This window comes from Streptomyces sp. NPDC104096 (assembly GCF_055584385.1).
On the sequence record NZ_JBVJMD010000041.1, the window covers coordinates 75425 to 84375 of the forward strand.

The following is an 8951-nucleotide window of genomic DNA, read 5'->3' on the forward strand; positions in this document are numbered from 1 at the left end:
CATGGGAACGCACCTGGAGGCGGACCGCCAGTACTGGCGCCACACACTGGCCGCCGGCGGATACACCGCGGTGCCACGGTGGGCCCCGGAACCGGCCGCCGGGGTCGCCGAGTACGTGGAGGCGGTGCCGGAGAGCGTGACGGACGCGGTGCGGGAACTGGCCCGCGCCTGGCGGGTACCGGTGACCTCCCTGCTGCTGGCCGCGCACGCCAAGGTGCTGGCCGCCCTCTCCGCGGAGCAGGAGGTGGTGACCGGCTACGCCGCCGGGACCGGCACCGGCCCGCTGCCGTGCCGGCTCAGTCTCGCCCCCGGCTCGTGGCGAGAGCTGGTGACGAGCGTCCACCGCGCCGAGGCGGAACTGCTGGAGCACCGGGACTTCCCCGTGGACGAGGTGCGCCGGGAACTGGGGACGACGGAGCCGTCGTACGAGATCGTGTTCGACCCGACCGGGGCCGACGGCGGGCCGACCGACGACGTGGTGCTCGCCGTGGGCTGGTGCGACCGGGACACGGGCCCGGTGCTGAGAGTGCGCTATCGCACCGAGGCGCTCGACGCCGGGTCCGCCGCCCGGATCGGCGGATACCACGTCACCGCGCTGCGGCTGATGACCACCGACCCGGACGCCGGACACGCCCGGCAGAGCCTGCTCCCGGCCGACGAGGTGCGCCACCAGCTCCAGGCACTGGCCGGACCCAGCCGCGAACTGCCGGACGCGCGGGCGCACGAGCTGTTCGAACAGCGGGCGCGCGCCCATCCGCAGGCGGTCGCGGCGGTGCACGGCGAGGACTCCTGGACGTACGGGGAACTCAACGCGCGGGCGAACCGCCTCGCGCGCGCCCTGCGCACGCGCGGACTCGACCGCGAGGCGGTCGTCGGCGTGGTCACCGAACGCCGGCTCGACTGGCTGGCCGCGGTGCTGGCCGTGTTCAAGGCCGGCTGCGTCTACCTCCCCATCGAGCCGCACTTCCCCGCGGGACGCGTCGAGGCGACCCTGTCGCGGTCGGGATGTCGGCTCGTGCTGACCGAGACCGGCAGCACCGGCACCCTCGACCGGGCACTGGAGAACCTGCCCGGCGTGGAACGGCTGCTGATCGAGGCGGCGTACGCCGAGCGGTACGACGACACCGACCTCGGGGTGCCGGTCACGCCCGACCAGCTCGCCTACATCTACTTCACCTCCGGCTCCACCGGCGAGCCGAAGGGGGCGATGTGCGAGCACGCGGGCATGCTCAACCACCTCTACGCCAAGATCGACGACCTGGGGATCGACCAGGACCGGGTGGTGGCGCAGACCGCCCCGCAGTGCTTCGACATCTCCCTGTGGCAACTGGTGTCGGCGCTGCTGGTCGGCGGCCGGACCCTACTGGTCGAGCAGGACGTCGTGGTGGACGTGGAGCGGTTCGTCGACACCCTCGTCCGCGGCCGGGTGGGCGTGGTGCAGATGGTGCCCTCCTACCTGGAGGTGGTGGTGACCTACCTGGAGCGGCACCCGCGCGAACTGCCCGACCTGACCTGTGTGTCGGTCACCGGTGAGGCCCTGAAGCGCGAACTGGTCCAGCGCTGGTTCGCGGTCCGGCCCGGGATCCGGCTCGTCAACGCCTACGGACTGACCGAGACCTCGGACGACACCAACCACGAGGTCATGGACCGGGTCCCGGACCGGGTGCTGCTCGGGCCCGCGGTCAACAACGTGCGGGTGCACGTCGTCGACGAGCACCTGGCGCTGGTGCCGCTGGGCGCCCCCGGGCTGATCGCGTTCTCCGGAGTGTGCGTGGGCCGCGGATACGTCAACGACCCCGAACGCACCCGTGAGGCCTACCGGGACGACCCCTACCAACCCGGCGGACGGCTCTACCTGGGCGGCGACTGGGGCCGCTGGCAGCCAGGCGGCAAGCTGGAGTTCCTCGGCCGCCGGGACAACCAGGTCAAGATCCGCGGCTTCCGCATCGAGATCGGCGAGATCGAGAACACCCTGCTGCGGGTCCCCGGGGTACGCGACGCCGCGGTGGTGGTGTCCGAGCCGCCCGGCCGCGCCGCCCACCTGATCGCCTTCCACACCGGAGAACGCCTGCGCACGGACGACCTGCGCGCCGCCCTGAGCGCCGTCCTGCCCGCCTACATGGTCCCCTCCGCGTTCCACTGGCAGCAGAGCCTGCCCCTGACCGGCAACGGAAAGACCGACCGCAAGGCGCTGACCGCGCTCGCCGACCAGACCGCGCGCGGCGAGGCCGCCGAGGAGCGGCGCAGCGCCCCGCACACCCCCACCGAACGCAAACTCGCGGGCGTGTGGGCCGAGCTGCTGGCCGTGCCAGAGCACCGCATCGGCCGGCACGACCACTTCTTCGAGTCCGGCGGCACCTCGCTGTCGGCCGTGCGGCTCACCCTGGCCCTGGACCGCGCGGTGTCCCTGAAGGAGATCACCCGCCACCCGGTGCTCGCCGACCTCGCCGCGCTCCTCGACGGCGCGACCAGGGAACGCCCCGGACTGCTCCAGCCCCTGTCGGAGCCGGCCGGCACCCGGGACCGCGCCCTGGTGTGCTTCCCCTACGCGGGCGGCAACGCGGTCAACTTCCAGCCGCTGGCCGGCGCCCTGGCCGGCGACGGCCTCGCCGTCTACGCCGTCGAACTGCCCGGCCACGACCTGGCCGCCCGCAAGGAACCCTTCGTACCCCTGGCAGAGATCGCCGAGCAGGTCGCCGCCGAGATCACCGCACGCGGCCTCACCCGGGTCCTGCTCTGGGGCCACTCCTCCGGCGCCGCGCCGGCCGTCGAGACCGCGAGGAGACTGGCGGAGCGCGGCGTGAGCGTCGAACACGTCTTCCTGGGGGCCCAGTTGATCGGCACCTCGGGCGAAAGACGCGCGGCCGTCGACGAGTTGACGAAACGGAGCAACGCCGAGATCGCCGCCCGGCTCAGCGCGGACGGTGGATACACCGAGCTCGACGAACTCGACGCGCGGCACGCCGAGCACATCGGCGCCGCCTACCGGCACGACTGCGTGGCCGCGCACCACTACCTCGCCGACGCCCTCGAACACCCCCCGGCGGTACGGCTGTCCGCGCCGGTCACCGTCGTCGTCGCCGACGACGACCCGATCACGGCGGGGTCCGCCGAACGCCACCGCGACTGGCAGCTCCTGGCCGAACACGTGGACGTGCACCGACTCGCCGACGGCGGCCACTACTTCCTGCGCACCCGTCCGGCCGCGGCGGCCCGGGCGGTGCGGGGGGACCTCCGATCACCGGCCTCCCGCTGAGCCGCCCGACCGGCAACCGAAAGGAATCCAGATGTCGTCCTCCTCCCTGGCAGCACTGCCCGAAGCGGACCTGCGACCGGGCACGCCGCCGATCCTGCGGGTCGAGGCCCCCGCCGAGGCCACCCGGTGGGCGGCCGAGAACCGCGACACGCTCCGGGCCCGCCTCACCGAACACGGCGTACTGCTCGTGCGCGGCCTGGACCTGCGCGACGCCCAGCGGACCGCGGCCGTCTTCGCGGCCCTGGCAGGCGACCCGATGACGGAGCGGGAGGCCTTCGCCCCCCGCGAGGTCCGAGGCCCCGGCCTGTACTCCTCCACCGCCTGGCCGGCCAACCAGCCGATGTGCATGCACCACGAGCTGAGCTACCGGCTGGAGATCCCCGGCCTGATGCTGTTCGCCTGTCTGCGCGCGCCCGACCAGGGCGGCGCGACCGCCGTGGCGGACGCCGAACAGGTCCTCCAGGCGCTGCCGTCCGCGCTGCGGGAACGGTTCGAACGCGAGGGCTGGATGCTCACCCGCAGCTACAACGACGAGATCGGCGCGTCCCTGGAGGAGTCCTTCGGCACCGACGACCGCGCGGCCATCGAGCACTACTGCCACGCCCAGGACATCGACTTCGCCTGGCAGCCCGACGGATCCCTGCGCACCCGGCAGCTGCGCAGCGCCGTGGTCACCCATCCGGTCACCGGCCGGCGCTGCTGGTTCAACCAGATCGCCTTCCTCAACGAGTGGACACTCGCCCCCGAGGTGCGCGAGTACCTGGTCGACGAGTACGGCGCGGACGGACTGCCGTTCAACACCCGCTTCGGCGACGGCTCGCCGATCGGCGAGGACGTCGTCCAGCTCCTCAACGCCACCTACGAGAGCCACACCCGGCGCGAGCCCTGGCAGACCGGAGACGTGCTGCTGGTCGACAACATCCGCACCGCGCACAGCAGAGAGGCCTACAGCGGAGAGCGCGAGGTGCTGGTCGGCATGGCCGAGCCGCGGCGCCTGGCCGACGGCGCCCCGACCCCGGAGGCGAGTCTGCGATGACGGCCCTGCCCTCTCCCACCACCCGGACCGCCCCCTGCGCGTCCCCTCCGGCACCGACCTTCGCGGTGATCTCCGGCGCCCAGGTGCAGCGCGCGCTCGACGGGCGCGAACGGCAGATCGTGGAACTGGTCGAGGCCACCTACCGGCTGCACGCGGCCGGTGACTCGGTCAATCCGCCGTCGTACTTCCTGCGCTTCCCCGACCGTCCCACCGCCCGGATCATCGCGCTGCCGGCCTCGCTGGGCGGGCCGCTGCGCGTGGACGGCCTGAAGTGGATCTCCAGCTTCCCGGCCAACGTGGCCGAGGGACTGCCCAGGGCGTCCGCGGTCCTCGTGCTCAACGACCACGACACCGGCTATCCCTTCGCCGTCCTGGAGAGCTCCGTCATCAGCGCCACCAGAACCGCGGCGTCCGCGGCGCTGGCGGCCGACCGGCTCAGCCGCGGGCGGCCCCGCCCGGCCCGGATCGGATTCGTCGGCACCGGCCTGATCGCCCGCTACATCCACACCTTCCTGGCCGCCACCGGCTGGGCGTTCGACACCGTCGGCGTCCACGACCTGTCCGCGGACAGCGCCGCCGGATTCTGCGGCTACCTGCGCCAGGCCGGCACCCCGGGGCACACCGCGCAGATCACGGTCCACGACAGCGCCGAGAAGCTGATCCGCTCCAGCGATCTGGTGGTCTTCGCCACGGTGGCCGGCGCGCCCCATGTCACCGAGCCGGCCTGGTTCGCGCACAACCCGCTGGTCCTGCATGTCTCGCTGCGCGACCTGGCCCCAGAGATCCTGCTCGCCTCCGCCAACATCGTGGACGACGTCGAACACTGCCTGAAGGCCGACACCTCCCCCCACCTGGCCGAACAGCTCACCGGCAGCCGTGACTTCCTGGACGGCACGCTCGACGACGTGATGTCCGGCCGGGTGGCCCCGCCGGTCGACCGTCCGGTGATCTTCTCGCCCTTCGGGCTCGGCGTGCTCGATCTGGCCGTCGGCAAGTACGTGTACGACGAGGTGGCCCGGACGGGAGAGCTCCACGTCATCGACGACTTCTTCCACGACTTGCGCCGGTACGGCTGAAGGCATTCCCCGGCTCTGGCACCTGGAGGCCACCGTGCCCGTCATCTCCGCTCCCTACGCCTTCAACGAAAGTCGGCTCTTCGTCGACCTCCGGTCGATCGTCGGGCATCCGCTCTACTTGAAGTGCGAGGGCTTCAACTTCGCGGGCTCCATCAAGTTGAAGGCCGCGAACGAGATGGTGACGGCCGCCGAGCGGGACGGGATCCTCACCCGGGACTCGATCCTGGTCGAGTCCTCGTCCGGGAACCTCGGCGTGGCGCTGAGCATGATCGCCGCGAGCAAGGGCTACCGGTTCCTGTGCGTGACCGACTCCCGCTGCAACCTGTCGACCCGGCTGCTGATGGAGGCGCTGGGCAGCGAGGTGCACGTGATCGCCGAGATGAACGCCGACACCGGCTTCCTCGGCGCGCGCCTCGACTACGTCCGTGAACTCTGCGCGTCCGACGACCGCTATGTGTGGCTCAGCCAGTACACCAATCCGGGCAACTGGCTGGCGCACTACCGGACGACGGCGCCGGAGATCGCCGACGAGTTCCCACGCCTGGACGTGCTCTTCATCGGCGCGGGCACGACCGGGACCCTGATGGGCTGCGCCCGCTACTTCCGGGAGCACAGCCCCTCGGTCCGGATCGTCGCCGTGGACAGCGTGGGCTCGGTGGCCTTCGGCGGCGAGCCGGGGCGGCGGATGATCCCCGGCCTGGGCATGAGCATGCGACCGCCGCTGCTCGACGAGTCGTTCGTCGACGAGGTGATCAAGGTCGAGGAGGCGGACACCATCCGTACCTGCCACCGGCTGGCCAGGAGCGGCTTCCTGTTCGGCGGTTCCACCGGGACGGTCGTCAGCGGCGCGGTGGACTGGCTGAACCGGCACGACACCCGCGGCATCACCGCGGTGGCCATCGCCGCGGACCTCGGCGAGCGCTACCTCGACACCATCTACCAGACCAACTGGCTCCAGGATCTCTACGGCGACCGGGTACTGGATGCCGGTCCACGGACGACGGTCGCCTCCTCGGGCCCCCGCGGCCGCGCCGCCCCGCACGGCCGCGACCCGCGTGGCGGCGGAGCGGGGCGTGCCTGAGGCCGGCGGACGCCCGCGTGCTCAGCGCCCGGCCGCGCGGGCCAGCACGTCGGTGACCTGCCGGTGCACCGCGTCCCGGGCGGCGGGACCGAGCGTGCCCACGGCGGTGCCGGACAGGGACTCCAGAACCCGGTCGGCGTCGGTGCCGGTGTCGGCCGCCGTGCTCTCGTCGATCACGTCGTAGCCGTCGCGTACGGCGACCCGCAGGCGGCGCCCGCCCGCGCCCTCGGCGTGCACGGCCGCGGCGACGACGAGCGGCGGCGGTCCGCCCGCTTCACCGGACAGCTTGAGGTACCCGCTGGCCACCGGTTCGCGCCAGCGCACGCTGAGCAGAACGTGACGCTTCGCCACCACTTCGGCCAGGTCGGTCTCGTAGATCCTGTCCGGATCCAGCACCGTCGCCCGGGCGTCGAGCACGAGCGCCGCGGGCAGCAGACACCGCAGGGTACTGCCGACGAGGTTGCCGCCGACCGTGGCGGTGCGGCGCACGGCGCCGGTCCCCACCGAGGCCGCCGCCAGGCGCATCGCGTCCGGTACGCGGTCGTCGATCCGGTTGAGCACCACGGCCGCGCCCAGCAGTTCGCGCTCCACCACGCAGGCCTCGGGCACCTGGCGCAGCGACACGGCCTGCTCGGGGAAGCCGTCCCGCTGCCAGGTGGCCCACACCAGGGTCGCCCCGCCGATCGGCACGGCTCCCTCTTCTATGCATTCCTGGGCCTCGGACACGGATGTGGGCAGACGCAACAGCACGGCAGCCGACCTGCTTTCCTGGGACGTTGGGGTCGCGCGGGGCGTTGAGGACGTCGGGGGTCGTCGGGTCGTCGGGTCGTCGGGGCTCGGGGCCGTGGGTCTCGTGGGATGCAGGAGGGCGGCGAGGACGTCGGGGCCGGGGGCGAGACTCGGCCAGTGATCACTGACTCCGCGTATCCTGCCCCTGTGAACGGGGGCGCATACAGGGCTCACGCATCTGTTCCGCGCGCCGGTCGCGTACGGACCGGCGGAGGACCGTCGCGACCCGGCGTCCCCGTACCGTCCCCCGCCATGCGCGGGAGGCGGACCGCGCCCGTGGCGCAGGCTCGTACGACATGCCTCAGTTCAGGGCCTGTTCGGTCCAGATGGTCTTCCCGGTCGGGGTGTGCCGGGTGCCCCAGCGGTTGGTGAGCTGGGCGACGAGAAGGAGACCGCGGCCGCCCTCGTCGAAGATCCTGGCCCGGCGCAGGTGCGGCGAGGTGGGGTTGCCGTCGGACACCTCGCAGATGAGCGAGTCGTCGTGGATGAGCCGGAGCTGGACGGGTGCCGAGCCGTAGCGGATCGCGTTGGTGACCAGCTCGCTGACGACGAGTTCGGTGACGAAGCCGACCTCGGTGAGCCCCCACGCGTCCAGTTGCGCGAGGGCGTGCTTGCGCGCCGCGGCGACACCGGCGAAGTCCGGTTCCAGGTCCCAGACGCGGACGTGGCGGGCGTCCAGCGCCCTGGTGCGGGCCAGGATCAGGGCGATGTCGTCGGCGGGACGCCGCGGCAGCAGCGCGGCGAGCGTTTCGTCGCAGGCGCCTTCCAGCGAGGTGTGGGGAGCGGCCAGGATCCGGCGCAGCCGGTCGGTGCCGACGTCGGGGTCCTGGTCGCCCGCCTCGATCAGCCCGTCGGAGAAGAGGGCGACGAGCGTGCCCTCGGGCAGCTCCAGTTCGGTGGCCTCGAAGGGCAGCCCGCCCACGCCCAGCACCGGTCCGGCGTTGACCTCGACGACGTCCGTGGTGCCGTCCGGCAGCACCAGGACGGGCGGCGGGTGGCCCGCGCTGGCCACCGACAGGTCCCGCGCGACCGGGTCGTAGACGGCGTAGAGACAGGTGGCGCCGACCTCGCTGCCCGGGGCGTGGCAGCATTCGTCGCTGCCCAGCCGCAGGACCAGGTCGTCGAGATGGGCCAGCAGTTCGTCCGGTGGCAGGTCGACGTCGGCGAGGGTCTGCACGGCCGTACGCAGTCGGCCCATCGTCGCGGAGGCGTGGATCCCGTGTCCGGCCACGTCGCCGACCACGAGGGCGGTCCGGGAGCCCGAGAGCGGGATGACGTCGAACCAGTCCCCGCCGATACCGGCCCGCGAGTCGCTCGGCAGATAGCGGAAGGCCACGTCCACCGCCGACTGCCTGGGGGGTCGGTGCGGCAGCAGGTTCTCCTGGAGGGTGAGCGCGGTGATGCGCTCACGGGAGTAACGCCGGGCGTTGTCGAGGCAGACGGCGGCGCGGCTGGCGAGTTCCCGCGCCAGGGCGAAGTCGTCCTCGCCGAACGGGTCCGGCCGGGTGCGGAAGAGGACGGCGACGCCGAGCGTGATGTCGCGGGCGATCAGCGGCACCGCCATCAGCGAGGTGATGGCGAACCCCCTGATCTGCCTCGCCCGGGACGGCATGCTCGCCATCCACCGTTCGAAGTCGGCCTCGCCGCTGCCGCTGTGCACCGTCCGTCCCAGGTGCAGGGCCCTGGCGGGCGGCGAGTAGGGGGGGTTGGTGT

General features: G+C 72.7%; 6 protein-coding genes. 4 read left to right on the top strand and 2 right to left on the bottom strand.

Translation table 11 applies throughout. From position 1 onward, the window contains the following. Window position 1 precedes the first annotated feature (1 nt). Genes ACZ60B_RS31240 through sbnA form a run of 4 tightly spaced genes read left to right on the top strand, consistent with a single transcriptional unit; the run spans window position 2 to window position 6449 of the window. Window positions 2-3256 carry a non-ribosomal peptide synthetase gene (locus ACZ60B_RS31240; protein WP_469392862.1) on the top strand — a complete coding sequence of 1085 codons (3255 nt, stop codon included), beginning with the start codon at window positions 2-4 and terminating at the stop codon, window positions 3254-3256. 31 nt (window positions 3257-3287) lie between these two features. Then, window positions 3288-4292, top strand: a complete 1005-nt coding sequence (locus tag ACZ60B_RS31245; RefSeq protein ID WP_469392864.1) for a TauD/TfdA family dioxygenase — start codon at window positions 3288-3290, stop codon at window positions 4290-4292. Beyond that, on the top strand, window positions 4289-5368 hold the full coding sequence (sbnB, locus tag ACZ60B_RS31250) for a 2,3-diaminopropionate biosynthesis protein SbnB (RefSeq protein ID WP_469392866.1): 1080 nt from the start codon (window positions 4289-4291) through the stop codon (window positions 5366-5368). The genes ACZ60B_RS31245 and sbnB overlap by 4 nt, the downstream gene beginning before the upstream one ends. A gap of 34 nt (window positions 5369-5402) precedes the next feature. Continuing rightward, a complete protein-coding gene (sbnA, locus tag ACZ60B_RS31255) occupies window positions 5403-6449 on the top strand; it encodes a 2,3-diaminopropionate biosynthesis protein SbnA (RefSeq protein ID WP_469392869.1) in 1047 nt (348 codons plus the stop codon). A gap of 21 nt (window positions 6450-6470) precedes the next feature. On the opposite strand, the gene ACZ60B_RS31260 is transcribed toward sbnA, so the two are convergent. Continuing rightward, a complete protein-coding gene (locus ACZ60B_RS31260) occupies window positions 6471-7199 on the bottom strand; it encodes an FAD binding domain-containing protein (protein ID WP_469392871.1) in 729 nt (242 codons plus the stop codon). Window positions 7200-7539: 340 nt separating this feature from the next. Beyond that, window positions 7540-8951: SpoIIE family protein phosphatase (locus ACZ60B_RS31265; protein WP_469392873.1), on the bottom strand; the 1412-nt coding region annotated here is incomplete at its 5' end.

Excerpts from the sequence above, each read along its gene's own strand:
- ACZ60B_RS31245 (WP_469392864.1), top strand. The coding sequence starts at position 3,288 with ATGTCGTCCTCCTCCCTGGCAGCACTGCCCGAAGCGGACCTGCGACCG.
- sbnB (WP_469392866.1), top strand. The coding sequence starts at position 4,289 with ATGACGGCCCTGCCCTCTCCCACCACCCGGACCGCCCCCTGCGCGTCC.
- ACZ60B_RS31240 (WP_469392862.1), top strand. The coding sequence starts at position 2 with ATGGGAACGCACCTGGAGGCGGACCGCCAGTACTGGCGCCACACACTG.